Source organism: Streptosporangium album, from assembly GCF_014203795.1.
GTDB classification, from domain to species: domain Bacteria; phylum Actinomycetota; class Actinomycetes; order Streptosporangiales; family Streptosporangiaceae; genus Streptosporangium; species Streptosporangium album.
The window spans coordinates 2,809,572-2,834,325 of sequence record NZ_JACHJU010000001.1 but is presented as its reverse complement, the minus strand read 5'-3'; the positions used below and the strand labels follow the sequence as shown (position 1 = coordinate 2,834,325).

Genomic DNA, 24,754 nt, shown 5'->3' with positions numbered 1-24,754 from the left:
TGCCATGGTCCCGCCCCCTCCTGGGTTGCTTTGCAAGCAGGATGTCAGGAGTTCGAATCTCCTAGGCTCCACCGCAGGGCCGTTCATGAGACGGCCTGATCGAGTGTGACGAGTGCCCGTCTGATCTTCTGGATCGGGCGGGCACTTGTCGTTTCCGAGGTATCACAGGGTCATGATGGGTGGTTTGTGACCTGAGTGACCTGAGTGGCCTGCGTGGCGGAGGGCTCTGGTGATGTCAGGCGGCGTCGAGCACGGGAGGGACAGGCTGGTGGGCGCGCTCGCGCCGACCAGTGATGGCGTGCGGGGTTGGGCGGGAGTATCGCGGTGCTCAGTTGGGGCCTGGTGGTGGCCTGCCGCCGTTGATGGATGCGTCAGCCTCGTCCGGATCGACGGGGTCGGTTGTCTGTTTGGTGTCGGGCAGAAGCGGGAGCTCGTTGATCTGCCGCCAGCTGAGCAGGATCTGCTGGTTGGCGATGCAGACCATGAGCGCGACGAGGAGGGTTTGCGCGACGCGGCCGTGGGCGAGCCTGTTTCTCGGGTCGGCCAGGTCGATGACCTGGCCTTTCATTCGGCCGTTGATGCCTTCGGTGCTGGCCCGGATGCTCTTGTAGGCGCCCTGCCAGGCAGGGCTCAGGTAGGGCAGGTCCTGCCGGAACTTGTCTTTGGTGTCGAGGTCGCTGGGGCGCAGGGTGATCGTCTGCTGGGTGCAGATCTTTGGCAGATCACTGGTTTCGGCGCGTGGGGGAGGTATGACGGTGGGCTTGGCGGCGCTGTGTGCGGCCCGGCGCCGAGCGTCGGTCAGGTCCACTCGGGTCGGCTGGGTGGTGGGGGTGCTGTGTGCTTGGGTGAAGCGCGGGCAGTTCACCGCGGGAGAGGTGCCTGCGGCGGGGCACTGGAAGCGGACCTTGCCGTCGTTGTCGGCGGCTTGTTTGAGCTTGAGGAAGTACGGCTCCCGCGCGGTGATCAGTTTGGTGAGCTGGGCGTCGGGGTTGCGGATGGTCGCGTCGTCGGCGCCGGTGGTGGCGTGGATGAGCCGCTGCGGCATGAGCGGGCAGGTCAGGGTGCCGTCCACCAGGAGCGCGCCGTGGAGGGAGCCTTACAGGCCTCGCTGGTCGACCTTGTAGTCCAGGGCGAGCTTGTAGCCGAGCGCGCGGGCCGGCTGGGCGAAGTGTTCGGTTTTCTGGTCGGTGTAGGCGCGGTCGACGGCGATGGTGCCGGTGGGCAGGCCGAGTGGGGCGATCCCGGTCAGGGTGGTGATCGCGGCGGGGCCGATGCGCCGGTGCGGGGTGTCGATGACCAGGCCGAGCGCCAGTTGCGGGTGGTGTCCGACGTGGTCGTGGGTGCGGGCGGCGGTGGCCAGGGTGGCGCTGTAGCCGAAGGTGGGTGGTCCGTCGCCGCCGGAGTAGTGCCAGCCTGCGGTGATCTCGATCGAGGCGAGGTGTTCTCCGGTGGATTTGCGGGTGCGGGGCGGGGTGGCCCAGGTGGGGATGGCGGTGGCGTCGATGCCGACGTCGCTGCCGTAGTGGGCCAGGTAGCCACGGCCGCGAGCGCGGTGCACTGGGGTGAGCACCAGGCGGGTGACGATGTCTTGCAGCAGGGCGCGCTTGCGCTGGTGTTCAGGGTCGTCGTCGTCCCAGGCAGCGGCGTAGGCGTCGGCGTCCTTGGGTGGGAGCCGTGTTCTGCGGTCGACGCGGTCGAGGTCGAGTGCGGTGGTGGCGGTGTCGAAGGTGCGGTAGAAGCGTCGGGAGCTGGCCAGTTGGGCGTGTGGATCGGCGGGATCGACGTCGGGCAGGTGATGTTGCTCCCGCATCGTGGGGGTGAGGCTGAAGGTCATCAACCGCCAGGCTTCGGCGAGGGTGGCCTTGCCGGTGTAGTGGATGGAGATCAGCAGTCCGAGCAGCACGGTGCGGATCGGCAGCCCATCAGGCCCCGGGCGGTCGCCGACCTCATCCGCGATCAGCTCGATCACGCCGGTTTCGGTCAGCAGAGCGTCAAAGTGCGCCACGATCGCGTCGGGCACCTGCAGCGGTGTCTCGGTCATCGGGCGAGGGCGGCAGGCTGCTGCTTTGGCGGTGCGGGGGCGAAAGCCGGAGCTGTTCATCGGCCACCGCGCAGCAGCGCGGTGGCGGCGGGTTCGTCCAGCGGGGGGACGAAATGCTGGTAGCGGGCCAGCGCGGCGGGGGCGAGCCCGGCGGCCGCGGCGACCACCCCTGGGTCGATGCGGGCCGTCAAGAGTTCGACGATCCAGCTGGCGCGCAGGCGCCGGGCCGACAACGCGGGCAGCGCGCCGGCCGGCCGGCGCGCCCAGGCCCAGGAGGCGACCAGGTTCTTGGCGTAGGTGGTGCTGCGGCGGGGCCGGAACAGATAGCGGTCGCTGTCGGCGAGTGCGGATTCGGCGGCTTGGGCGAGGTGAGCTTCCCAGCGGGCGCGGGCGACGATAAGCCGGTGGGTGCCGGGGACGTCGAGGACGACCGCGCCTTCGGGCAGGATGCGCAGGTGGCTGCCGCGCACGCTCGCCGCCTCGGCCGCATCCGGCGGCCAGGGCCAGCAGCGCCAGCGCATCGGCGCGGACCTGGCCGGGCTGATGGTCGGCCCAGTCTCGCAGTCTGGCCAGTTCGGATGCGGTGTAGGGGGCGGTCCGCTCGGTGGGGGCGCTGAGTGCGGGCGGTGTCGCCTCGCCGCGCTCAGCCCACGCGAGCGCGGCGCGTACCTGGCGCAGCCAGGAGCGGTAGGTCTGCGCGGTGCGCGGGGACAGGTCGGCACATCCCGCAGGACGAACGTGTCGATGCTCTCGTGCCGCAGCCACAGTTCCGGGTCGGCGGGCAGCCCGCGGGCCTGGCACCACAGGGCCAGACTGCCGACCACGTGCAGCAGTCGTTCCACCCGGTAACCGGTCATCGGCGCGGCGGCCGCGACCGTCGCTTGGACCTGCTCGGCGACCTGCTGCCAGCCGGGTGGGTCGTTGCGTGGCCGGTAGCTGGTGATCTTCGCCGAGGTGTCGTCGTCGAGGGTCACACCCCACACATAGCGGCTGGACAAGCAGCCGTTACGGGGCTGGACGACATCCACCGATAGGAGAACTTCGTCATGGTGGGAGGACGCGCGCGTTCGGCCGCCCCCCGGGAGCTGACCGACAACCCGGATGCCTGGCCCCACGCGAACCTCGTCGGATACCCCGCCGCGGCCATCGTTCAGGAGATCGCCGCCACGTTGGCGAGCGTCCTGACCGAAAGAAAGCTGAGCCTGCGCGGCCTGGCCGCCCTCTCCGGGGTAAACCGCCAAGCCATCGCCGACCTGCTCGCCGGTCGATCCTGGCCCGACGTGGCCACCATCGCCCTGCTGGAAGCCGCCCTCGGAGTTCGGCTGTGGCCCACTGCGCCCGGTGACAAACGCAGCTCGGAAAGAGCGGGATGAACGTGTGCGGGACATCGTCGTCCTTGCCTCCTGCCCCGGGTCGGATATCCGTCCCGGGGCAGGCGAAATAGGCTCGACGGCCCCCAAACGACCGCATGGCGCGTTACGCTCAGAAGCGCGCGAGCAACGGTTAGTTAAGGCCTACTGGGGCTCACGCAACCCGGTGCCGCCGAGCTGAACCCTCGGCGGCACCTCTCCTCTGCAGCCTTACCGGCGCACGTGCTCTATTTCCCGGGCGCGGCTCCCTTCCTGGCAGAGCCGTTCACCCCGGACGCGATCGTGTACAGACCCTGGGCACGTTCGGCCAGCCAGCCGTCTTCCACCAGCCGCTTGAGCCGCGAGCGCATCCCCTCCACCTGCGAGCGGGTATCCGGCTTGCCCATGGCCCGCACCACATCGCGCGCCCGCATCGGCTCCTCGGCGCTGGCCAGCAGCACCACCGCCTGCTCCCGCAGTCCTCGTAGCTGCGGCCGCTCCGCACCACCGTGATCATCAGCCGCGTCGTCATCAGCGGCAGCGGAAGCGCGGTCGGCCTGCTCGTCGAGGTCCTTCGGCTGGCCCTGATCGGCCTCGCCGGCGCCTTCGTCCTCGGCCGTCAGCGCGGCCAGGGTCTCCCGGGTGATGCAGTAGCGCTCGACGTCCCGTTTGGTCTCATCCACCTGTTCCAGCAGCTGCTCCAGCCGCTGCCGTGCAGCTGTTTCCGCCTGCTCCAGGCGTTCTAACAGTGGCGACATCATCGTCTCCCGGCGTGCAGCGGCACCCCAGCACTGCTGCATTCACTCCACGTATGTGTGCAACTCCAAACTGTAGGGGGTGGGATCACTGCAGGCCCGAAAGTCCACAAGATCTCCAGTGATAGCCGGCAAGGCCCACGAACACGGTGTGACTGACCGGTAGCGCCAGTCACACCGCCAGGCCGTCAGTGGCCTTCGCGCCGATCGAGCGGAACCCGCATGGCCAACTTCTTCCTGTGGTGGTACGCCCTGGGTGCAGGTCTGCTCAACGGCATCGCCCACTTCGTCTTCCCGATCATCAAGGGCGGCTACTTCCCCGGCCCGTACATCGCCGACGGCCATTTCATTCTGAGCGGGCTGCTGAACTACATCCTCATCAGGGAGAACCGCACGCTCAAAGCTGCGGAGCGGGAGGCTTAACCGCTGGTCAGATAGCGCTGGATGGTCGGGGCCAGCCACTCGATCACCTCATCATCCGACATGGCCACCGCCGGGGGGAATTTCAGGATGTAGCGGCACAGCGCTATCCCTAGCACCTGCGAGGCCACGAGCGCCGCTCTGGCCGAGGCCCGATCCCCGGCGAAGGAGGCGATCATCGGCGCCAGCTGAGCCCCGAAGACCTCCCGGAGGCGCTCGGCGGCGGCCTCATTGGTGACACCCGTACGCAGGAGAACCTGGAGCGCGTCGTCGGCCCGCCAGCGCTGCAGGAAGTGTCGGACCACGGCCTGGCCGATCTCCTCGCGCGGCGCCCCATTGAGGTCGGGCAGGCGCAGGTCGAAGTCGGTCGCGGTGGCGAACAGCTTCTCCTTGCTGCCGAAATACCGCATCACCATCGCGGGGTCGATGCCCGCATCCCCTGCGATCGCCCTGATCGTCGCTTTCTCATACCCGTCGGAGGCGAAGCGCTCGCGGGCCGCGGTCAGGATGGCCGCCTTGGTCTCTGCTGCCGATCGTCTCATGTCAACAAGTGTAGGCCAACGTCCGTTGGCATTGTGTCTCCAGGTCGGATAACGTCAAAGTCAACGGTTGTTGGCAAGCCTGGAAGGATCCCCCAAATGTCGAAAACTGTGCTGGTCACCGGTGCCTCCACCGGCATCGGACGGGCTACCGCACTGCTCCTGGCCCGCGAGGGGTTCACCGTCTACGCCGGGGTGCGTAAGGAAGCCGACGGCGAAGCGCTCGGCCCCACCGTCACCCCGATCAAGCTCGATGTCACCGATGCCGGCCAGATCGCTGATGCCGCTGAGCGCCTCGGCCGCCTCGACGCCCTGGTCAACAACGCCGGAATCGGTGTCACCGGGCCGGTCGAGTTCGTCCCCTTGGACGCGCTGCGCCGGCAGTACGAGGTCAACGTCTTCGGCCAGGTGGCCGTCACCCAGGCCATGCTGCCCAAGCTGCGCGCCTCGCGCGGCCGCCTGGTCACCGTCGGCTCGGTGGGCAGCTGGATCACCTTGCCCTTCGGTGGCCCGCTGTGCTCCTCCAAGCACGCCATCCGCTCGCTCAACGATGCGCTGCGCATGGAGCTCAAGCCGTACGGCGTGGCGGCGGTCCTCATCGAGCCCGGCTCGATCCACACCGACGCGGTGGACAAGCTGGAGGACGAGGTCGAACCCCGCCTGGCCTCCCTCGGCCCCGAGGGCAGGCGGCTGTACGGCACCGCCTACCGGGCCATGACCACCGCCGGGCTCAAAGAGGAGCGCTCGGGCTCCAGCCCCGACGTGGTAGCCCGCGCCGTCCTGCACGCCCTGACCGCGAGCAAGCCGCGCTCGCGCTATCCGGCCGGCAAGAAGTCACGACTGATGAGCACGCTCGGCCGCATCCTCCCCCAGTACACCCTCGACGCTCTGCGCATGCGCGCGCTGGGCCTGTCCTGAACGGAGCAGACCATGACGCAGCTCGCCGGGGCCGCAGCCCTGACCGCGCTCGACCCCGTCTTCGCCCAGCTCGCCGTCGGCGTCGGCCACAACCTGTGGGGCCTGACCCACCTGACGATGCGCGAGAAGGCGTTCGTGTGCCTGACCGCCGACCTGTGCCACCCCCACCTTGATCTGCCCCTGGCCATGCACGTGCAGATGGCTCTGGCCAACGGGGTCGAACCCGAATCGATCAGGGAGCTCTACCGCCACCTAGCCCCCTACGTGGGCTACCCCATCCTGGTGTCCGCCTTCCAGCGCCTGACCGAGATCGGCCTGCCCGAGGCGCAGGACACCAACCCGGTCAAGCCGGAGCCGCTCACCGGGGCGCTGGCCCGCGCCGTACACGACCTGCAGGACGTTGACCCGGGACTAGCCGCCTTCACCGAGGATCAACTGGCCCAGCGCTGGGCCCGCCCGCACCTCAGCGCCCGCGAGCGGGCGATCGCCTGCCTGACCGTGGACGTCTTCTACCAGACGCTGGGCCAATCGATGCGCCTGCACGCGGAGCTGGCCAGATCAGCCGGGGCCACCGAGGAGACCTTTCGCGACCTGATCCGCGGCCTCGCCGAATTCGGGCTCGCCCGAGCCTGGGCCGCCGCGGAGGCTCTGCTTCCACAGCGGATCTCTGACTGAACGAACCCCCGGGAAACGATCAGCCGGATTCCGGGAAGCGATCTTTCGGCACCTGTTGTCGCCGCTGCTCAGCCGTACTCGTGAACACCCCACCGCACGTCAAAGGCCACTCCCGTGATCAGGAAGTGGCCTTTTCCGCGCCGTACAGCAACGAAATACAGCAACGCCACCGGCCGTGGCTGCCATCAGGCGCCCTACTGCGCTGAATGGGGTCGAGGACGGTGCCGCCGTGGCGGCAGTCGGCGGCCATCGCCCGTAGCGGGATGTCGATCGGGAAGGCCGCGAAGTGCGCCGCCTGCCGCGGCTGCGATGTCGGGTGTGCGCTGGCGGAGGCGATGAGCACGCAGGAACGGCGCTCAAGCGCGGACCCACTGGCCCCCGCTGCTCCGCAGCCGCCGCGCGCCAGTCCGGCTGTGACGTGTCGTCAGGTCAGCCGGATCCGCACAGCCTCTTGATCTCGGCGAAGTCCGTGTTGATATCCGCGATCACCTGGTTGGGATCGCCGCCGGTCATGCCGGTCAGCCGGAAGTTCAATTCCTGGAATTTGGCGGCCAGTCGACTGATCGTCTCCCCCACCGCTCCTTGCGCGTCGAGGACCGCGCCCATCAGGTCGAGGTAGGTCTGGTGAGCCGCGGCTGCCTGGCTGCTGCGGGTAGTTCCGGCGTTCCGGCGGTATGCGGTCAGCGCCGTCACCGTCTCGTCGCAGCCCCCGGGCCGGACCGCTGACAGCAGTGGGGAGGAAGTCGGGACCGCTCGTGTGGGGCTTGGCACCGGCGGCTGGGGCGCGCTGGACTCAGGCGACGGACTCGGGGTCGGCGGTGCGGGCCGGGTGGTGACCGGATCCGGTGACGATGACTGCGGGGCCGGGGTGGTGACTACCGCGTCGGACGACGGCTGCGGAGGCGGGGCCGGCGGCACCAGGTAGGCGATCATCGCGACCACGGCGGCTATCGCACCGGCCAGAGCGCTCACTGCCGCCCAGTTCGGGTGCAAGCCTGCTCTTGCACCCGCCGTCGGCGGCTGTGCTGATCCGTTCTCCGTCATGCCCCCATCGTGGCCGAGCCGCCGAACTCGGTCCAGGAAGCCTTCTGCTGACCTTCTGAATAGAACTCGCCTATATAAGAGCGCCCGGCAATAGGGATGGCGGTTCGCCTGCGGGTCGAGGTGAGATGCGAACAGGCACGGACGGGGTGATCATGGAGTTCTCTACGCTCAGTGATCACCGAGGTGCCCGTGCCTGCCGTGCCATCATCCCTACTGGAACCCATCTGGGTCGAATTCCACGCCGTGATCGGCGGGGATCGCCCCGAATTCCACCCAGATCACCCGCTGGGCTGCCATCGACGCCGGATCCCCGACCGCGTGGTGTTCGAGCACGTCATCGATGCCCTGGTCCATGGATCGGGATACGAACGGATCGCGACGGTAGCCTGCTCGGATCGGACGATCAGACGCCGTCTCAGACAATGGCGCACGCGGGGGTGGCCGAGCGAGTGCACGCCGCTGCGCTCCGCGCGTTCGACCTGGTCATCGGCCTGGACCTGAATGATGTATCGGTCGATGGCTGCATCACCAAGGCCCCGTGTGGCGGTGATGCGGCGGGACCGTCCCCGGTCGATCGGGCCAAGGGCGGACTGAAGCGCTCCACCGCCACCGAGGGCGGCGGCATCCCACTGGGAATCGTCTCCGCCCCGGCCAACCGGCATGACCCCCCGCTCCTGGGCCCCACCCTGGACGCGGCGTTGACACAGGTCAAAGCCATGCCGGACGGCGTGATCGCGCATCTGGACGCGGCCTATGACAACGCGCCGAGCCGTGCCGTACTGGAAGAGCCGGGGTTTACCGGCGAGATCTCCCGCAAGGGCGTGCCCGCGCCGATCCAGGTCGGTAAGCGCTGGGTGGTCGAGCGAACGAACTCCTGGATGAACGGGTACGGGAGGGTCCGCCGCTGCACCGACCGCGACGGCCAGATCGTGGACTTCTACCTGTACCCGGCCCTTTGCCTCCCGCCAGTCGTCCGGGCATGCGGCCTGGGGGCCGGTCCCGGCGGCGCGCAGGACTCCGGGCCGTCGCCGCACGCGCGCCGCGCCGTACCCAACCAACTCGCCGAACCAGGGCCGCACCGCCGCAAGACATTACGACCCCGTAGGGCGATGAGGACTCGCTGCGCCGCCTGTCGGCTTCTCTGCACCAAGTAAGCCGACACGCCAAGACCAGAGACCAACACCTACGCACGTGTGCTTCCGCAGCTCGCGCTGGTGGGCACTCAAGTCTCTGTGGAACGTCCGCTCATGCCGATGAGCGCGCGTTCGTCCGGCGGTGTTCGGGCGTGGCGGGTGTTGCCCGGCCCTCGCCGCGCGGGAGGCAATGCGATGCGTGCGGGTTGGCCATCCCCTGACCCGGAGCGCCCGCCGGAGGCAGCGATAAGTACTACGGGTCACGTGGATGTCGTTGGGCGTGTAGCCCATGCCGACGAGGGTCACGTTCGGAAGAAGGGGGCCGTGCCCTGTGCGGAGTACGGGCCGTGAACCTTCCTCCAGGTGCGGTCCTGCCCTCAGTTCCGTCCGAGTGAAGCAATCAACGGCCACATCAGCGGCTCGGCATCGCCCCTGTCCTTGACATTGGTCACGGTAGCTCGACCCGTTCCGATCCGACCGGAACCGGCCGATCGAGCCTCAAGGAGCACGCATGAACCTCAAGCATCCGCCGGCCGCCCGGAAGTTGTCTCTCGCCGTCGCGGCCTGCGTCCTCGCGCTCACCATGACCTGGGCGGCGCCCTCAGACTCGACGCGAGCGGCGGCCCAGACCAGGGTCGGCTGCATCTCCACACCGGACGAGTACCTGACCGCATGGAACAACCGGCAGATTCGATGAGTGTGCGCCGCGAGCGCAGTGAGGAGGGTCCGATGTAGTCGGACGTTCGTGGCTGTGTGTAACTGTGCTGGAGATGGAGGTAGGCCCTCCGGAGCCGCCTTGCAGGAGGAGGCCCCAAACCACCGCATGCTGCGTCGGTTAAGAGCCGGGGTGGTGAGCGATGCGGAAACGGCGCGGCGGGACCGCGTCAGGTAGGGATCAAGAAGGCGAGCGCGAGCGAACCATCGCTGAAGTGTCGAAAGAAACAGACGACGTCGAAACCGGGGGCTGCTCTTGCCTTCGGGACAAGCCCGGGGGATACCTGTCTACCGCTCGGGCGGCGTCCGGCATGGAGATGGCGCGAGCTTGATCTGGGCTCTGGCATGGAACGCGGGAACCTGTCGCCCGTGAAAGTGTCCCCGGCGGCCAGTCGGGGCGAGAGGGAGAACCCCAAGGAGCGATGAGCTTGCAAGGGGCTGAGTACCGGTGGCCGGGCACAGGGGCGGACCGTCTCGTAGTAGCGGTGAAGCGCCGTAATGGGCGTGGAGCGAAGGGGACGGGTCATTCAGGTTTGTCTGATGGTCAACCGAAGTTCTCGGGAGGAGCCGGATGAACGAGCCAGGCTCGAAGCCGTACGACATCTCCAGGCAGGTGTTCGTGACGGCGTTTGAGAAGGTCAGGAGTAAGAAGGGGGCGGCCGGGGTCGATGGCGTGACGGTCGAGCAGTTCGAACAGGACCGCAAGGACAACCTGTACAAACTGTGGAACCGGATGTCGTCGGGGAGTTACTTCCCGGCCCCGGTGCGGATGGTGGAGATCCCCAAGAAGAGCGGCTCGGGATCGAGGATTCTTGGAGTGCCGTGCGTTGCAGATCGCATCGCGCAGACGGTGGCGGTCGCCTATCTGGAGCCGTTGGTGGAACCGATATTCCACCAAGACTCCTACGGGTATCGGCCAGGCAGGTCGCCGCTGGATGCGGTGGCCACCTGCCGGGAGCGCTGCTTCCGGTATGCCTGGGCGATCGATCTGGACATCGCGGGTTTCTTCGACAATCTCGATCACGATCTGATCCTCAAGGCGATCGCTGCCCACACCGCCGAGGCGTGGATCCTGCTGTATGTCGAGCGGTGGCTGAAGGCCCCGCTGTCGATGCCGGACCGAACGCTTGCCGCGCGGGATCGGGGCAGCCCCCAGGGCGCGTCGATCTCCCCGCTGATCGCCAACCTGTTCATGCGTTACGCCTTCGATGCCTGGATGGCCAGAGAATTTCCGTCTGTGCCGTTCGAGCGGTTCGTCGATGACGTGATCGTGCATTGTGTGAGCGAGCAGCAGGCCTGCAGGGTGAAAGAGGCGATCGCCCGGCGACTGGCGGAGTGTGGCGGGTTGCAGCTGCATCCGGACAAAACCCGCATTGTGTACTGCAAGCAGACTGGACGCTACGGCAGGCACGACACCGTGACGTTCGACTTCCTGGGGTACACCTTCAAACCGCGGATGGCCATCCAGAAGGGCGGAGCGCTGTTCACGACCTTCTCTCCGGCCATCAGCGGTAGCAGCGCCAAAGCGATCCGGCAGGAACTACGCCGGATGCGATTTCACCTGCGCAGCGACCTGAGCTTCAAGGACATCGCCAAGTTGATCAATGTCAAGGTCGGGCCGTGGGCCGTCTACTTCGGGCGCTTTCGCCCGTCGGAGGCGGCTCATGTGCTGTCTCACGTCGATCAGTATCTCGTTCGGTGGGCCCGACGGAAGTACAAGCACCTGCGGCGCTCTCCACGTCGGGCGTGGGAGACCCTGAAGAAGATCATGAGATCTTATCCGGGGCTCTTCGCGCACTGGAAGCGGAATGCGCTCAGGAGATCAGCAGCGGCGCGAGCTGGATGACAGGAGCCGGATAAGTCGAGAGGCTTACGTCCGGATCTGTGGGAGCCGGAGGGTGAGATTCCCTCCGGCCACCCGACCTCGCCCTTTCTTTTCGCCACGACATACCCGCGCGGCAGCACGACGCTCTACCCCAGCGGCTTCTGGTACGCCTGGGGGGTATCCAACACCAATCTCGAGCGCTACCTCGTGTTGCGCAGGCTCTATGGTGACAATCCTCCGAAGGCCGGCATCGGAATCCTGTCGTACGTCGGGTTTCCGGGCCTGGAAAGCTACGACACCCCGACGGACCTCGCCGTCTACACCCTGCCCCAGGACACCCAGGTCCAGGTGCCAAGCTTCGAGACGTGGTTCCGCCTCCTCGACCAGGAGTTCGGCAACACCGGGGCGTACCCGCTCGCGGCTCAGATCGACCTCGTCCTCGCGTACTCCCGGCTCCGCCCGAACGAAGACGTCGTCGGCGCGTTCCAGACGGTGACCGGCTGCAAGCGTGCCGCGCTGCTCAGAGGGCAGGACCTGTCACCGAAGATCGGCTGCAACAGGGACTTCCTCGGCGCGGTCGCAGCCGCTGGCCCCTCCCCCTACACCACCGGCGAGTCGAAGTCGTGCTTCCAGAACTTCGCCTTGAGATACCGGGGAGCCAAGAACGCGGCCGCGATGCGCGGAGTGCTGTACCAGTGTCAGGACGTCGGATACCTCAACACCGGCGTCGGGCTCGGATACAACACCTACGCGAACCCGTTCATCTGCAAGCCCGCCGCCAAGCAGACAGTCCTGCAGAAATACACCGGCAGGGAGTTCATCCTCCCGAACATGGCGTTTAACGACCTCCCAAGCTACGTGAACATCGAACTGGACCTCGGCAAGCCGTTCAAGCGAGGCTTCCTGTACTCCGGCTACTGCCGGATCAGCGATAGGGGCGGTGCGAGCGCGGGGTCTGCGTCCGGTTCCGCCTCTGGCTCAGGGGGATCGGCATCCGTCCAGAGCAATGCTCAAGACCTGTCTGTGGATCGGCCTCAGGCGGCGTACCTCCCCGAGTGATCGATAGATGGTAATCGGGTAGGCCGACGCTCGCAGCGTCGGCAGGGCACGCCTGTGCTCACAGTAATTACTCCTGAGGTTTCCACGCCGAACGACTCCTTGATCGACGAGGTTGTCCGCGAAGGTGCGAGGCGGATGCTGGCCGCCGCACCGGAGGCCGAAGCCGACTCCTACATAGCCGAGTTGGCCGATCAGCGGGATGAGAACGCCCAACGGCTGATTGGGCCGTTCTTGAAACGGCTGGACTGAAGTTGACGGGATCCCGTCTGATCATCGCGATCGGGCGGGATCTTGTCGTTTCATGTCCTGTGTCACCGAACCTTGAGTGAGTGTCATCGAAGTTTGAGCGGTGAAACCGCTGGTCACGGCGGCGTGGAGTAGTCCGCCGTGAGCTCGGTGCCGCCGATTCGGGCTGGTACCCCTCGCGCCTGGCGTGCTGACAGCGCGCGGCCCAACCCTCTGACCAGCCGCTTCTCCAACCGCTCAAACTTCGCTGACACGGACTCACGTCCATCAAGGTCTAGGGGTGCCGGTAGTAACGACACAGAAAACAACGTCAATGCAGGTCAGAGATCTTCTTCCAAGCTGTGCCCAAAGGTCCTCACGGAGGCTCTGACCTACAAATCCGTTGAAAATTTCGCCGAAACTACCGGGACCCCCAGCAGCGGCAAGCCCTTAACGTTCAATTCCGGCCGGATAGTCCCAAGACCCCGCCCTCACGTACGCCCGCCGCTGAACGGCCCTAACTGCACAGCGACTTGAGGGTTTCGGCGTCGTCCTTCCACTCGCCAAACGCCGAGCTGAAGGCGTCGCTGTACCCCTCGGAGGCAGTGAGATCATGAGCGTCGATCGCGGCCTGGAACTTCGAATTGGCGTCGCTCATGGCCCGGGAGTCGTCTGCGAGGTCACGAATCGCCGCCTCCACCTCAGAGTCACCCGCGGCGTCCGCTGCCGCGTCAAGGTTGGAGGCCAACGCGCTCAACGAGGCGCTGCTGGCCTTGTCGTACGTATCGGAGTTGTTGCCGATGACCCTAAACCCTCGCTCACAGCCGTCCGGAGTCTTTTTCTCCGTCGGCTCCGCGACGGTATCCGAGCCCGTATCACTGCCGGTGTCCGTATCCGTATCGGACGCCGGCGGCGTGTACCTCGACCCCGCATCCGTCGACGTGACGGGCGGCGTGCCATCGGACTTGACCCAGGCGAGCACTTTGCCGGGTCCGATGACCAGCACTACGACGACCGCGATACCGACGAGCCAGCCGAGCACCGAACCACCGGAACTCCCCTGCCCTGCAGGCGCCTTGGGTTTGGGCGGCGGGACGGGCGTCGCGGTCTTCCTGTACTTCGCCGTGTCATATCCGGCCAACGACGTTACCAGGGCCTCGGGCAGCCAGGACCCGGCAAGGCCCAGCGTCTCGCCCTCGGTCTGTCGACGCGCGTATTCCATGATCTCACTGACGGCGGGCCGCTCCCCCGGATCCTTGGCAAGGCACCGCTGCACGATTGTGCGCAGCTTGGGCAGGCAGTCGTCAAGGTCCGGTTCCTCGTTGAGGATCCGGAAGAACAGGGCGTCCGAGTTACCCTCGCCGAACGCGGCGTGCCCGGTGGCGGCGTAAACGGCAAGGTTGCCCAGCGCGAACACATCGGTCGCCGGGGTGGCCGAGCGTCCGCGGACCTGCTCGGGAGCCATGTACGCGGGCGTGCCGATGCGGACTTCGGTGCTCGTGGCGGTCGTCGCGCCGGCGGCGTGCGCGATACCGAAGTCGATGACGCGAGGGCCGTCGTCCGCCAGAAGGATGTTCGCCGGCTTCAGGTCGCGGTGGATCAACTCGCAGGTGTGGACTGCGGTGAGACCCTCGGCGACGCCCGCGAGGAGCCGGAATACGGTGGGCAGCGGGAGCGGCCCGTGCTCGGAGACGGCCTGCTGCAGAGAGGGACCCGGCACATACGCGGTGGCCAGCCAAGGCAGCTTCGCCTCGCTATCGGCGTCCACGACGGGCGCGGTGTACAGGCCCTGCACGCTCTGGGCGGCCCTGATCTCTTTTTTGAAGCGGCGCCGGAACTCAGGGTCCTGGGCATAGTCGGGTCGTACGACCTTGATGGCGAGCGCCCGCCCGCCGGGACTGAAGGCGAGATACACGCGCCCCATGCCACCCGAGCCGAGGCGGGCCTGTAACTTGTACCCGGCAACCTTCTTCGGGTCGTCGTCCTCGAGCGGGGTGAACCGGACAGCCATTCGTACCTCCGTCCCATCTCACCACCATCATTTCATACAGGCGATCCCACGGACGGGTATAGGTGGGACAGTCCGGGTGGGGCCATTTCAAGGATCTGGCCCACATTTCGTGATGGATACTGATCCGTAGCCTGGCCCCGATGGACGAGGATGCTCCGGGTGCGAAGATCATTATTTGGGCGTCCTCCTCCCTCACCTCGCCGGAGTGGAGCTCGAACGCCTCGTTGAGTCCACCGCCCTCGTACAGATCCTGGCTCGGACCAGGGCCGGGGCGATGCCGTGCCCGGACTGCGGGTTCCTGTCAGAGAAGGTGCACAGCCGATACCAGCGTCATCTGGCTGACATGGCCATGGGCGATCGCCGGATGGAGATCGTGCTGTCGGTGCGGCGTCTGATCTGCGGCAACACGGCCTGCCAACGGCGGACATTCGCCGAGCAGGTCGCGGGCCTCACCATCCGATACGGGCGGCGGACGCCGCTGCTGAGGTCGATGCTGGAGAAGATCGCGGTCGCGCTGGCCGGACGGGCTGGTGCCCGCCTCGCATGCGGGCTGCGGGCGATCGTGAGCCGGTCGACGATGTTGCGGCTGGTCATGGCATTGCCCGACCCGGTCGTGACGACGCCACGGGTGCTCGGGGTCGACGACTTCGCGTTGCGGCGCGGCCACATCTACGGAACCGTGTTGATCGACTGCGAGACCGGGGCACCGCTGGACCTGCTGCCGGGCAGGGACGCCCAGCCTCTCGCGGACTGGCTGGCCGAACATCCCGGTGTCGAGATCATCTGCCGGGACCGATCCGGCTCCTATGCCGACGGCGCCCGCACCGGGGCGCCGGACGCGGCGCAGGTCGCGGACAGGTTCCACCTTTGGCAGAACCTCGGCAAAGCCGTCGAACGTTGCGTGGCCCGGCACCGAGACTGCCTGCGCACCCCCGAACCCGAGCCCCCAGAGCAGATCCCGATCTCCCCTCCTTCGGATCCGCCGGAGGCGGAGCTCACCGGGAGGTTCGCCGAACGGGCCCGCCGCCATCACGCCCTGGTCCACGACCTGATCGAACAAGGCCACGGCATGCGTGGCATCGCTCGCCGGCTCGGGTGGAGCCGTCACACTGTCCAGCGATATGCCCGCGCCGTGACCTGGCAGGAGTTGGTCGACGGAAAATGGAAGGGCGTTCGTCCCAGCAAGCTCGACCCGTTCAAACCCCACCTCCACCAGCGCTGGGACGCCGGCTGCACCAACGCCAAACAGCTCCACCGCGAGATCACCGCGCTCGGCTTCCACGGCAGCTACTCCACCGTGCGTGACTACCTCGACGAGCATCATGCCCGTGTCGAATCTGCCCTGATCGCCGCGCCTTCACCCACCGTCCGGCAGGTCACCGGCTGGCTGACCCGACACCCCGAGAGCCTGACCGAGGACGACAAAACAGGGCTCAAGCCGATCCTGGAACACTGTCCCGAACTGCGGGCCGCCGCCGGCCACATCCGGCTCTTCGGCGAGATGCTCACCGAACTGCGCGGCCACAATCTCCAGACCTGGATCGCCGCCGTCCGCGCCGATGACCTGCCCGGTCTCACGTCCTTCGCAGGCGGCCTCGAGGCCGACCTGGACGCCGTCACCAACGGCCTGACCACGCGCTGGAACTCCGGGCCCGTCGAGGGCCGCGTCAACCACATCAAAATGATCAAACGGCAGATGTTCGGCCGTGCCGGTCTACCGCTCCTCCGTAAGCGGGTCTTGCTTACCGCCGCCAGGTAGTGAGCAGCGGACCGATCCGCGGCGGGATGATTGTGGACGTGATCCTCATCGATGCCGTCCTGGAGGCCTCCGGAACGGCGGACTTCACCGGCTGGCCTGTCGCCGAACCGGCCAGTGACCGAATCCTTGCCCTTTCTGGCCAGATGACCCCGGCCGAGGTCGGCGCCGCGATGGCGGTCATCTTCCGCTACGGCGACATCCCGACGGAACCGATCAGCGATCTCCACCATCTGCTGGACCGACACTTGGTCGAAGCCGAAGCGCTAGTTGCCCCGGGCGGGTTGCGTGTCAGGGACACGACCACCAATGCCGAGATCTTGCCAGGCTGCTGTTGCGGCCTGGAAAACTGGCGGGAGTGGCGCAATGTCCTTTACAAGAAGGACATCTGGCTCGGGCACGATCCCGGCACTGATCTCGAATACATTGTCGGAGCCGTTCGGCTCCGACAGGAGTCGTATGCCCACTCGCTGACCTCTCCCACGCAGGTGGAGATCCAGCTCGACGACTTGCCCGCCCTCCTAGCCACGGCGCACCTGCGACTGCAGGGCTTCCTGAGCCTCGTCCACAAATGGGCCAGTGAGGCCACCCCGCGGGCCGCCGACCGCCTCGTCACCGTTCTGGACGAGAACTTCGAAATCAACGGCCCTCTCGCACTCGGCTGAGAACACGACGCGTATGCCCGCTAGCAGCCGTGCCCGTCACGAAATGTGGGCCAGATCCCATTTCAAACCGTTCTGCTTCCATGACCACAACCCGCTGACAGGGAAAACGCTGTCCTGTGTCAGTGGATCTTGAGCGCGTGTCATTAGACCTTGATGGACGTGAGTCCGTGTCAGCGAAGTTTGAGCGGTTGGAGAAGCGGCTGGTCAGAGGGTTGGGCCGCGCGCTGTCAGCACGCCAGGCGCGAGGGGCACCAGCCCGAATCGGCGGCACCGAGCTCACGGCGGACTACTCCACGCCGCCGTGACCAGCGGTTTCACCGCTCAAGCTTCGATGACACTCACTCAAGGTTCGGTGACACAGGACAGTTTCAGACTATCGCCGACAGAACTACTCGCGACGTCGGCACGCCCTGAGATCTGCGCGGGATCCACCTTCGGCACCGCTGGCCGGCTGCCAACATATGAGCGGCCTGGCCGGCTTGATCCCGCCGTCCGCGAGCGGACCCGGGACAGGGTGGTCGTGAGCGTGATCGCCGGGCCATTAGCGGGCCATTAAGGGCGGTCAACAGGGGGCAGTCACGGTCACGCACGGTCCACCCCTCGCCCAGGTCGTGGCCGTTTCTCCTGAAGATCAGGCCGATCTGCAAGCAGGATGTCAGGAGTTCGAATCTCCTAGGCTCCACTCATGCGTTAGCCCGGGTGAGGGATGGTTTCCCCGACCTGGGCTTTGATCTTTATTTGGCCTTCTTCGGCTTCCGTGCCCGCTGCGTGCCCGATCCGCTCGTGAGTTGTCCTCGCGCGAGGGAGTCGAGCCGGTCGGCCACCTCGCGTTGCCGTTCGTGTGAACCGTGCTGATAGATCATCGCGGCGCGCGTGCTGGAGTGGCCCATGCGGTCCATCAACTCTCGGATCGACGCGCCCGCCCTCGCGGCCCTCATGTCGATCGGCTTCGTAGCCGCCATCGCAGCTGCATCAGCCGCGCCCGCCAGCGCGACCAGAGACATCGGCTGTTGCTGACGCCATGAATGCCGGGCCCCGTCCTCTTTTCGGTTTTGGGAGGGCGGGGCGTCTCGCGCACGGCACCCGGCCGTTCCCTGCATGTGGCGGTGGGGGTGGACGTTGCCGTCCTCTTCGACGCCTGCCGTACCGTCAGCCTGTCGGCCGCCACCAGTGTCTCGACGGCCTCAGTCGCCTTGGCGGATAGCGTCTTCAGCCCCGCGACCGCAGCGGGAGAAAAGATCGTAAGAAAACCTTAAGCCGTCTCCGGCATGGTGAACACATCGAAGACGGGCCACGCCCGACCAGAGTCAGGAGCAAACGATGAGCAAGGTTGTCGCGGTCATGTACATCTCGATGGACGGCGTGGTCGAGGCCCCCGCCTGGACCGCACCGTTCTGGAACGACGAGCATGCCAAGTTCCAGAGCGGCCAGCTGTTCGCCAGCCGGGCGCTGCTGCTGGGACGCAAGACCTACGACGGCATGTCGGTGGCCTGGCCGAAGGCGGAGGCGGAGGACGAGCCTGGGGCGGAGCAGATGAACAGCATTCCCAAGTACGTCGCCTCGACCACCCTGCAGGACCCCCAGTGGAACGCCACCGTGATCAAGGGAGACGTCGCCGAGGAGGTGGCGAGGCTCAAGGCCGAGGAAGGAGGGGACCTGCTGATCTACGGCAGCCCCGACCTGGTCAACTACCTGATCAAGCACACGCTGATCGACGAACTCAAGCTCTTCCTGCACCCCGTCGTCGTCGGCACCGGCAAGCGCCTGTTCCCCGACGGCGTCGACACCTCCACCTGGAAACTGGCCGGCACCGCCGCCTTCAGTTCCGGCGCCATCGTCCTGGACTACCGCCCCGCGGCGTGACGGCTTAATCCGCGGGTTCCCGGATGGACTTGCTTCCCTGTTATGCAGGGTGAGGACGGCCTCCGGTGCTATCCGGCATCCCCGGCGTCCGACGCAGGCCGGTACGTTCAGGAAGTGGTCCGTCAGCTCCGGGCTGACGGTCCGCACAGAAGTGGATACGGCGGTTCGAGGCGGTCCGAACGGCTACGCGGGGTCGTCCGGCGCCCGTTGGGCCGGCTCCGTGGTCGCGTCGGCGAGCGCGAGGCTGGCGCGCAGGGCGACCGCGATGACATCGCTCGGGCCGACGGCGGTTCCCTGTGCGGCGAGGAGCGCGGCACTGGCGGTGTCGAAGGTCATGCGTACGAGAAGACGGTCCTGCGCGCTCGCGTCGTCGCCGACGAGGAGATCGACGACGCGGTCGAAGGCCGAGCGCACGTCCTTGCCGCTGTCCATCAGGCGTCGCATGATCGGCTGGTTGGCGTGCGCGAGACGCATCGTTTGAAGGCGTTCCGGAGTAGTGCTCTCCACCCACCGCAATGCCGCCTTGCGCGCCAGATCGGGCGCGGGCGGCTGCGCGACGATCCACTCGACAAGGTCGTCAAACTCGTGACGGCGCTCTTCCACGAGGCTCGCCACGATCTCCTCTTTGTTCCGGAAGTGGTAGTAGAGCGAGGACTTCGTCATCCCGAGCGCACTTGAGATGTCTCTGATCGACGTGCCTTCGAACCCCTTCTCGGTGAAAAGCCTCAGCGCGACGCGGAGGATCTCCACGCGTGTCTCAGCGCCTGTACGCCGGTCACTTTCCGTGCTGTGGAGGGCAGTGGGTCCGGACGAGTTCGACGGCCTGCGTCCGAGCTGCCCAAGGATTTCTCCCCGCTCCTCGACGCCGCGGCGGCTACGGTGCCGCTTTCCGAAGGCGAGTACCGGCCGCTGCTGAAACAGGGACAGGCCCGCCGAGCCGGCTTTCGGGACAGTCGCCACGCGCCGCAAGGGATGACCATAGGTGCGTGGGAGCGACCGGAGGCAGTCGTCGGGTCGGCGGCGGCAAGGCGACTGAACAGGTGATCGCTCCGCCTGAAAGCGGGAAATCACGCTGTCGCGAGGCTGCCGCTTCTCGGGCCCAGCGGCCCCGCGGCACGGGTCCTCTTGCCATCGGATGACAGGGCGGGCCGCCGGTCGGAGTGCCGTAGGCAGCAGCGAAATACAGTAATGGCCGCGCCGGATGAGATCAGTGCGAGCACATGTCAGTCATCCGGTACGTAATGATTTTGGTCCAGGTGGGCTAAAGGATGTCGCGTAACGCGAGCGCTGTCGCCCTCAGAGGCTGGGCGTGTCGTCGGCCTCGCTGCTGGGGTTCATGGCGCGGCCGCGGGCTTGCGTGCCAGGACGTAGCCATGCGGGGTCTTCTCTGTGGAGACGGGTTGCCGCACGATCGTGGCCGTCACGTCGAAGCCTGCGTCGGACAGCAACCCGGCGACCTCGTCCGGTTGCTGCCGGTACCAATCGAGGCAGACGGGTGTGCCCCACGCCTCGGTGTGGTGGAGCCGCTCGTCGCCGATCTGGAAGCCGAGCATCAGCTGCCCGCTTGGCGCGAGGACCCGACGGAACTCGGCGAACAGCTCGGGCCGTCGCTCCCACGGGATGTGGATGATCGAGTAACTTGCGAGCAGTCCGCTGAGAGCGGCGTCCGCGAGATCCAGGGTCAGCATCGATCCCACCTCGAACCGCAGGTCGGGATAGGTACGGCGGGCCAGGGCGTCGTAGGAGTCCCGGGTCGCGGAGAGGAAGGATGCATTGGACATGGCCACCAAGGCCAGGTGACGCCTCGTGCCCTGTCACCGGTACAGCGAGCTGATCGTTGATCATGGTGGGATGCAGGTGATCTCGACGTCCTCGTCCCATGGACACGAGATCAGGGAGGAGGCTGAGCGCCTGATCAGGGGCGGTCAGCCGCGTCGCATGGTGAGAACCTCGCGTCCTCGCTAACGAAGAAGCGCAGGTCGGGCACTGCCGCCTCCCCTATGTTCTGATCTTCATTCTGGCTTGCCCGGCCTCAGCGGACATAACCGCTCATCTGACATATCCGCCCGCTTTGATGGCTTTAGGCTGTGCGCTGTGACTCTTGGGCGGATGGTGATCGACGACCGTTTCGAGCTGGTAGAGCAGCTGGGAAGCGGCGGCATGGGCACGGTGTGGCGCGCCTACGATCTCGCCCTCCATCGTGAGGTGGCCCTGAAGGAGGTCCGCCCGTCCGGTCCGACGGAGGAGGATCCGGTCAGGGCACGGATGCTCCGCGAACGGGTGCTGCGCGAGGCGCGCGCGCTGGCCCGGATCGATCACCCCAACGTGGTAACCATCCACCACATCGTGGACACGCCGGAGATGGCGCACCCGTGGATCGTCATGGAGCTGGTGAGGGGTCGCTCCCTGCGGGACCGTCTCGCTCAGGGGCCGCTGGCGCCGGCGGAGGCGGCGCGCCTGGGGCGCGGGATCCTGGCCGCTCTGTGGACCGCTCATGCGGCGGGCATCTGTCATCGCGACGTGAAGCCCGCGAACGTCCTGCTGCGCGCCGACGGCAGCCCGGTGCTCACCGACTTCGGCATCGCGGCGTTGCGCGATGCGCCCGGCCTCACTGCCAGTGGCGATCTGGTCGGCTCGCCTGAGTACATCGCGCCGGAGCGACTGCGCGGCCAGGAGGGCAACCCCGCCTCGGACCTGTGGTCGCTGGGCATGCTGCTCTACGTGGCGGTGGAGGGTTACAATCCCATGCGCCGCGACACCACCATGGCCACACTCGCGGCCGTGTTGAACGGCCGGGTCCCGCCACCCCGCCAGGCCGGTCCGCTGGTGAACGTCCTGATGGCCCTGCTGACGCAGGACCCCGCCGCCCGTCCGGCGGCGGCGGAGCTTGACCGGATGCTGGGCCAAGCGGCCGACCAGTCCCCGGACACGCAACCCCCGTTTCCGGTGCCGCGCCGCAGATCGCGTCGGCTCCGCGCGGTGACGATCGCCGGGGCTGTCACGCTCAGTGTGGTCCTCACCACCCTGGTCCTCCTCCCCAACGTGCAGAACGACCCTGGAGACAAGGCGACCCCCGAGGTTTCGCACTCCTCCGGCGGCCTCGCGACCAGCTCTGTCACCTCCAGCGCGGAGCCGACCACGGAGAACACCAAGTCCGGAACGCTGCTGACTCCAAGCCGGATCATGGAAGTGATCAAAGCGATGGAGGAGGCGGCGGGCGGCACCAAGTTCACCCGTTTCGTCGTGTATGACGAGTATGCGACCGCGGATGCCTTCGTCCGCGGCAGGAAGGGTGTCTACGACACCTTCACCTACCGGGACGGGCAGGTCAGCCACCGCCGTGGAAGCTTCCTGATGCCGGGCCAGCGGGCGGTGACGTTGAGATCGTTCAACTGGAGCGCGCTTCCTGGACTGCAGCGCACGGCGGATCGGAAACTTGGCATCACCGATCCGACCATGCGTTACGTGATATTGGAGGGCTCCTGGGTTTTCGCGAACAATCAACCGGTTCTGCTCGTCTATGTCATCGACGACTACCACGCCGCCGGCTATCTGGCGGCGGACATCAGGGGCAAGGTGCTGAAGATGGTGCCGTGGGGTAACTGAACGGAAGGCGTCCGGTCTGCCACCTGCGGCACCGACGGTGCGAGCCGGCGACGACCCCCACCAGTCCGGCTGCCGCGCCGTACCAGGCCACCGCGCCGACCACCGGCACCCCGCCGTCGGTCAGTTCCGATCCGCGTTACGCAGATGACGCATCGATCCGATCTCCGCTGCGTTCTTCATCAGCTCGATGTTCACCCACGCGAGCACATGCCCCAGAGGGAGCGTTCCGTCGGCGAACCAGCCGCTCCGCTCGGTGGAATCCAGCTCCGTCTCGCTCAGCGACTCCAGCGCGCCGATCCAACGATCACGACACTCGTTCAACCATTTGACCGCCGATGACACATCCCCCGGCCACGGTGTCCCCGCCGCGGCCGCCGACCAGTCAAGCTGTTCGGCCACCCCGTCGGACTCCCCGAAGCACCGCGTGTAGGTCTGACTCCACCAGAAGCCGATATGCCACATCACCCACCCGACGGAGAGCGCGGGGATCGGCTCGGGCTCCGGCATGGCCCAGTCGGCGGCCCACGTCCCGTCCGGCTTCTGACGGACGCTCCAGCAGTTCGACGCGGGCTCCCACAGGGCCTCCTCATCGGTCACCTGTTCCAGATGCAAGGTCAGCAGTGACCAGGACACATCCAGCTGCCAGCGGAGCCGTCCACGTTCAGACATGCACGCGACCCTAGCCTCGGGCGGGTGTTCCGTCTCCTGGTTTATCGCCGGACCGAGACCGCGGAGTGGTGGGCGGGGAAGGCGTGCGTCCGCATGGGGGACAGGAGGGCATCCGCTGTATGCCGAGGGACGGGCTCGAAGGCCGTCACCTCCTCGTGCTCGCCTTCTCTCGGGGCGGGAAGCGGGGTGGTCGCCGACGGGGGCACCGCCACGTAGGTGAACGCGTCCTTGACGCCCTGCACGGTGAAGTGCCAGGCGGGCACCTGAATCTTTCCCCGGCTGGTGAGCACATGAACACGCGACTGGGGTCCTGCTCCCCACCAACCAGAGCCAGTGGAACGACGCCCGGCGGCTTGCCGACTTCGGCGTCCACGCCGAGCGGCTCGGTTACGACTCGGTCTGGGCCAACGACACCCTGCTCGGCGCACGCATCGAACCGCTGGCCATGCTCGCCGCCCTCGCACCGGTGACCGAACGCGTCACGCTCGGCACCGCGGCGCTGCTGCCCGCCTTCCGTCTGCCAGGCGTCGAACGCCTCCGACCGCGTGGCCGTACTCGCGTCGTACGCGACCTGGTAGTCGCCCTCGTCCGACCACACGAGAGGGATGTCCTCCCCGTTGATCACCCGGCGGAACCACGCGCGCTCCACTTCGGCCATGTGCCGCACCAGGCCGAGCAGTGAGAGCGTCGAGGGCGGCATCGACTGACGGCGCAGGTCCTCGTCGGAGAGGTCGTCGCACTTCATGGCGAGCGTCGCGCGGTGGTAGTCGAGATAGGCGCGCAGCATCTCTCGCTCATCCGCGACAGGGGACGGGCCGACTCGTTCGGTGGTCACTGCTGGTGTTCCTTTCCACGGCGACGACGTCCGCTTTCCTCAGTCTCGCCGCGGGGAGCTTGTTCCACTATGACGGGACCATTGTGGTGGTCGTGCCGTGAGGGCGGACGCTGGGTGGTCCCCCTTCCCGGGCGAGCGGATCGGCCGGCGTGGCGACGGCGCCGCTCCGGCCTACGGTGCTCCGGCCTACGGCGCCGCTCCGGTCTACGGCGCCGCTCCGGCCTACGGCGCTCCTCCGGCCTACGGCCCGACCCTGACCTTCACCTGGCCGAGCCCCAGGAGCACCGGCCGCAGGTCACCTGGTCACCGGTGTCCCACGACGTTGACCACCTGGCCGTTGGGGTCGAGGACGAAGAACCGGCGCACCCCCCAGGACTCGTCCTGCAGGGGGTGCACGATCTTCGCACCCTGGGCGACCACCGCCTCGTACGCCGCGTCCACGTCGTCCACCTCGATGCTCAGGTCGGGGTGGACGTCCGAGGTGGCGTCCGCGCCCATCAGGGTGACCTGTGCGGTGGGGTTGGACGGCGATGCCAGCGTCATGACCCAGCCCTGGTTCATGACCTCCACGAAGCCGAGCAGGCCGTAGAAGTCGCGGCTCTCCTCAAAGGCATCTGATCGGATGTCGGGGACGACACGGCGGATGCTCATG

Annotated in this window: 25 protein-coding genes and 2 pseudogenes; 14 read left to right on the top strand and 13 right to left on the bottom strand. The window is 67.1% G+C overall.

The features are described from left to right. Nucleotides 1-328 precede the first annotated feature (328 nt). The 3 genes from FHR32_RS13485 to FHR32_RS13475 are packed head-to-tail and all read right to left on the bottom strand — an operon-like array spanning nucleotide 329 to nucleotide 3,069. Complete coding sequence (locus FHR32_RS13485) at nucleotides 329-1,072, bottom strand: hypothetical protein (protein ID WP_184754610.1); 744 nt, start codon at nucleotides 1,070-1,072, stop codon at nucleotides 329-331. Nucleotides 1,073-1,096: 24 nt separating this feature from the next. Next, on the bottom strand, nucleotides 1,097-2,041 hold the full coding sequence (locus tag FHR32_RS13480) for a hypothetical protein (RefSeq protein ID WP_184754609.1): 945 nt from the start codon (nucleotides 2,039-2,041) through the stop codon (nucleotides 1,097-1,099). A 56-nt stretch (nucleotides 2,042-2,097) separates the two neighbouring features. Beyond that, nucleotides 2,098-3,069 (bottom strand): hypothetical protein, encoded by a 972-nt coding sequence (locus tag FHR32_RS13475; protein ID WP_221465390.1) that lies wholly within the window; start codon nucleotides 3,067-3,069, stop codon nucleotides 2,098-2,100. Nucleotides 3,070-3,087: 18 nt separating this feature from the next. On the opposite strand from FHR32_RS13475, the gene FHR32_RS13470 reads away from it, so the two are divergent. Then, on the top strand, nucleotides 3,088-3,414 hold the full coding sequence (locus FHR32_RS13470) for a helix-turn-helix domain-containing protein (RefSeq protein ID WP_184754608.1): 327 nt from the start codon (nucleotides 3,088-3,090) through the stop codon (nucleotides 3,412-3,414). 224 nt (nucleotides 3,415-3,638) lie between these two features. Here the strand turns inward: FHR32_RS13470 and FHR32_RS13465 are convergent, their stop codons facing one another. Then, the gene (locus FHR32_RS13465) at nucleotides 3,639-4,151 is read right to left on the bottom strand and encodes a hypothetical protein (protein ID WP_184754607.1); all 513 of its coding nucleotides are present in this window, start codon (nucleotides 4,149-4,151) and stop codon (nucleotides 3,639-3,641) included. A 216-nt stretch (nucleotides 4,152-4,367) separates the two neighbouring features. On the opposite strand from FHR32_RS13465, the gene FHR32_RS13460 reads away from it, so the two are divergent. After that, entirely contained in the window at nucleotides 4,368-4,568 is a 201-nt protein-coding gene (locus tag FHR32_RS13460; RefSeq protein ID WP_184754606.1) for a hypothetical protein, read from the top strand. Here FHR32_RS13460 and FHR32_RS13455 read toward each other — a convergent pair. Next, a complete protein-coding gene (locus tag FHR32_RS13455) occupies nucleotides 4,565-5,107 on the bottom strand; it encodes a TetR/AcrR family transcriptional regulator (protein ID WP_184754605.1) in 543 nt (180 codons plus the stop codon). The two genes, FHR32_RS13460 and FHR32_RS13455, sit on opposite strands and share 4 nt — an antisense overlap. Nucleotides 5,108-5,203: 96 nt before the next feature. On the opposite strand from FHR32_RS13455, the gene FHR32_RS13450 reads away from it, so the two are divergent. Beyond that, nucleotides 5,204-6,022 carry an SDR family oxidoreductase gene (locus FHR32_RS13450; protein ID WP_184754604.1) on the top strand — a complete coding sequence of 273 codons (819 nt, stop codon included), beginning with the start codon at nucleotides 5,204-5,206 and terminating at the stop codon, nucleotides 6,020-6,022. A gap of 12 nt (nucleotides 6,023-6,034) precedes the next feature. Then, entirely contained in the window at nucleotides 6,035-6,697 is a 663-nt protein-coding gene (locus FHR32_RS13445; RefSeq protein WP_184754603.1) for a carboxymuconolactone decarboxylase family protein, read from the top strand. Nucleotides 6,698-7,126: 429 nt separating this feature from the next. On the opposite strand, the gene FHR32_RS13440 is transcribed toward FHR32_RS13445, so the two are convergent. Next, on the bottom strand, nucleotides 7,127-7,390 hold the full coding sequence (locus tag FHR32_RS13440) for a hypothetical protein (RefSeq protein WP_184754602.1): 264 nt from the start codon (nucleotides 7,388-7,390) through the stop codon (nucleotides 7,127-7,129). Between the two features lie 64 nt (nucleotides 7,391-7,454). Here FHR32_RS13440 and FHR32_RS13435 point away from each other — a divergent pair, with 64 nt between their 5' ends. The 6 genes and pseudogenes from FHR32_RS13435 to FHR32_RS47665 form a co-directional block, all read left to right on the top strand. Then, nucleotides 7,455-7,622 (top strand): hypothetical protein, encoded by a 168-nt coding sequence (locus FHR32_RS13435; protein WP_184754601.1) that lies wholly within the window; start codon nucleotides 7,455-7,457, stop codon nucleotides 7,620-7,622. A gap of 308 nt (nucleotides 7,623-7,930) precedes the next feature. Beyond that, nucleotides 7,931-8,694: pseudogene (locus FHR32_RS13425) on the top strand (IS5 family transposase); the annotation flags it as partial. A 691-nt stretch (nucleotides 8,695-9,385) separates the two neighbouring features. Continuing rightward, the gene (locus tag FHR32_RS13420; protein WP_184754598.1) at nucleotides 9,386-9,571 is read left to right on the top strand and encodes a hypothetical protein; all 186 of its coding nucleotides are present in this window, start codon (nucleotides 9,386-9,388) and stop codon (nucleotides 9,569-9,571) included. 630 nt (nucleotides 9,572-10,201) lie between these two features. Continuing rightward, complete coding sequence (ltrA, locus tag FHR32_RS13415; protein WP_221465389.1) at nucleotides 10,202-11,434, top strand: group II intron reverse transcriptase/maturase; 1,233 nt, start codon at nucleotides 10,202-10,204, stop codon at nucleotides 11,432-11,434. Between the two features lie 186 nt (nucleotides 11,435-11,620). Further along, nucleotides 11,621-12,472, top strand: coding sequence for a hypothetical protein (locus FHR32_RS13410; protein ID WP_184754596.1), 852 nt, complete (start codon nucleotides 11,621-11,623; stop codon nucleotides 12,470-12,472). 54 nt (nucleotides 12,473-12,526) lie between these two features. Beyond that, nucleotides 12,527-12,694 (top strand): annotated as a pseudogene (locus FHR32_RS47665) (IS256 family transposase); the annotation flags it as partial. Nucleotides 12,695-13,214: 520 nt separating this feature from the next. Here the strand turns inward: FHR32_RS47665 and FHR32_RS42940 are convergent. After that, nucleotides 13,215-14,708: a serine/threonine-protein kinase gene (locus FHR32_RS42940; protein WP_221465388.1), complete on the bottom strand. Its 1,494-nt coding sequence runs from the start codon at nucleotides 14,706-14,708 to the stop codon at nucleotides 13,215-13,217. Between the two features lie 205 nt (nucleotides 14,709-14,913). On the opposite strand from FHR32_RS42940, the gene FHR32_RS13395 reads away from it, so the two are divergent. Together FHR32_RS13395 and FHR32_RS13390 are read left to right on the top strand one after the other, a co-directional pair. Beyond that, nucleotides 14,914-16,467 (top strand): ISL3 family transposase, encoded by a 1,554-nt coding sequence (locus FHR32_RS13395; RefSeq protein WP_221465387.1) that lies wholly within the window; start codon nucleotides 14,914-14,916, stop codon nucleotides 16,465-16,467. A gap of 32 nt (nucleotides 16,468-16,499) precedes the next feature. Beyond that, nucleotides 16,500-17,129: a hypothetical protein gene (locus FHR32_RS13390; RefSeq protein ID WP_376773312.1), complete on the top strand. Its 630-nt coding sequence runs from the start codon at nucleotides 16,500-16,502 to the stop codon at nucleotides 17,127-17,129. A gap of 734 nt (nucleotides 17,130-17,863) precedes the next feature. Here the strand turns inward: FHR32_RS13390 and FHR32_RS44345 are convergent. Continuing rightward, nucleotides 17,864-18,133, bottom strand: a complete 270-nt coding sequence (locus FHR32_RS44345) for a hypothetical protein (RefSeq protein ID WP_246466140.1) — start codon at nucleotides 18,131-18,133, stop codon at nucleotides 17,864-17,866. Nucleotides 18,134-18,449: 316 nt separating this feature from the next. On the opposite strand from FHR32_RS44345, the gene FHR32_RS13380 reads away from it, so the two are divergent. Beyond that, entirely contained in the window at nucleotides 18,450-18,992 is a 543-nt protein-coding gene (locus FHR32_RS13380; protein WP_184754593.1) for a dihydrofolate reductase family protein, read from the top strand. Nucleotides 18,993-19,175: 183 nt separating this feature from the next. Here the strand turns inward: FHR32_RS13380 and FHR32_RS13375 are convergent, their stop codons facing one another. After that, nucleotides 19,176-19,742, bottom strand: coding sequence for a TetR/AcrR family transcriptional regulator (locus FHR32_RS13375; protein ID WP_221465386.1), 567 nt, complete (start codon nucleotides 19,740-19,742; stop codon nucleotides 19,176-19,178). Between the two features lie 584 nt (nucleotides 19,743-20,326). Next, the gene (locus FHR32_RS13370) at nucleotides 20,327-20,773 is read right to left on the bottom strand and encodes a class I SAM-dependent methyltransferase (protein ID WP_184754592.1); all 447 of its coding nucleotides are present in this window, start codon (nucleotides 20,771-20,773) and stop codon (nucleotides 20,327-20,329) included. Between the two features lie 313 nt (nucleotides 20,774-21,086). Here FHR32_RS13370 and FHR32_RS13365 point away from each other — a divergent pair, with 313 nt between their 5' ends. Continuing rightward, nucleotides 21,087-22,598 (top strand): serine/threonine-protein kinase, encoded by a 1,512-nt coding sequence (locus FHR32_RS13365; protein WP_312882314.1) that lies wholly within the window; start codon nucleotides 21,087-21,089, stop codon nucleotides 22,596-22,598. 120 nt (nucleotides 22,599-22,718) lie between these two features. Here FHR32_RS13365 and FHR32_RS13360 read toward each other — a convergent pair whose 3' ends face one another. The 3 genes from FHR32_RS13360 to FHR32_RS13345 all read right to left on the bottom strand — a co-directional run bounded on the left by FHR32_RS13360 (nucleotide 22,719) and on the right by FHR32_RS13345 (nucleotide 24,753). Further along, nucleotides 22,719-23,267, bottom strand: coding sequence for a DinB family protein (locus tag FHR32_RS13360; protein WP_184754591.1), 549 nt, complete (start codon nucleotides 23,265-23,267; stop codon nucleotides 22,719-22,721). Between the two features lie 145 nt (nucleotides 23,268-23,412). After that, nucleotides 23,413-24,102 (bottom strand): mycothiol transferase, encoded by a 690-nt coding sequence (locus tag FHR32_RS47660; RefSeq protein WP_425584225.1) that lies wholly within the window; start codon nucleotides 24,100-24,102, stop codon nucleotides 23,413-23,415. Nucleotides 24,103-24,405: 303 nt separating this feature from the next. Next, entirely contained in the window at nucleotides 24,406-24,753 is a 348-nt protein-coding gene (locus FHR32_RS13345; protein ID WP_184754590.1) for a VOC family protein, read from the bottom strand. Nucleotide 24,754: the final 1 nt, after the last annotated feature.

Excerpts from the sequence above, each read along its gene's own strand:
- FHR32_RS13380 (WP_184754593.1), top strand. The coding sequence starts at position 18,450 with ATGAGCAAGGTTGTCGCGGTCATGTACATCTCGATGGACGGCGTGGTC.
- FHR32_RS13370 (WP_184754592.1), bottom strand. The coding sequence starts at position 20,773 with ATGTCCAATGCATCCTTCCTCTCCGCGACCCGGGACTCCTACGACGCC.
- FHR32_RS13445 (WP_184754603.1), top strand. The coding sequence starts at position 6,035 with ATGACGCAGCTCGCCGGGGCCGCAGCCCTGACCGCGCTCGACCCCGTC.
- FHR32_RS13420 (WP_184754598.1), top strand. The coding sequence starts at position 9,386 with ATGAACCTCAAGCATCCGCCGGCCGCCCGGAAGTTGTCTCTCGCCGTC.
- FHR32_RS13460 (WP_184754606.1), top strand. The coding sequence starts at position 4,368 with ATGGCCAACTTCTTCCTGTGGTGGTACGCCCTGGGTGCAGGTCTGCTC.
- FHR32_RS13470 (WP_184754608.1), top strand. The coding sequence starts at position 3,088 with ATGGTGGGAGGACGCGCGCGTTCGGCCGCCCCCCGGGAGCTGACCGAC.
- FHR32_RS13345 (WP_184754590.1), bottom strand. The coding sequence starts at position 24,753 with ATGAGCATCCGCCGTGTCGTCCCCGACATCCGATCAGATGCCTTTGAG.
- FHR32_RS13480 (WP_184754609.1), bottom strand. The coding sequence starts at position 2,041 with ATGACCGAGACACCGCTGCAGGTGCCCGACGCGATCGTGGCGCACTTT.
- FHR32_RS13465 (WP_184754607.1), bottom strand. The coding sequence starts at position 4,151 with ATGATGTCGCCACTGTTAGAACGCCTGGAGCAGGCGGAAACAGCTGCA.
- FHR32_RS13450 (WP_184754604.1), top strand. The coding sequence starts at position 5,204 with ATGTCGAAAACTGTGCTGGTCACCGGTGCCTCCACCGGCATCGGACGG.
- FHR32_RS42940 (WP_221465388.1), bottom strand. The coding sequence starts at position 14,708 with ATGGCTGTCCGGTTCACCCCGCTCGAGGACGACGACCCGAAGAAGGTT.
- FHR32_RS44345 (WP_246466140.1), bottom strand. The coding sequence starts at position 18,133 with ATGTCTCTGGTCGCGCTGGCGGGCGCGGCTGATGCAGCTGCGATGGCG.
- FHR32_RS13455 (WP_184754605.1), bottom strand. The coding sequence starts at position 5,107 with ATGAGACGATCGGCAGCAGAGACCAAGGCGGCCATCCTGACCGCGGCC.
- FHR32_RS13360 (WP_184754591.1), bottom strand. The coding sequence starts at position 23,267 with ATGTCTGAACGTGGACGGCTCCGCTGGCAGCTGGATGTGTCCTGGTCA.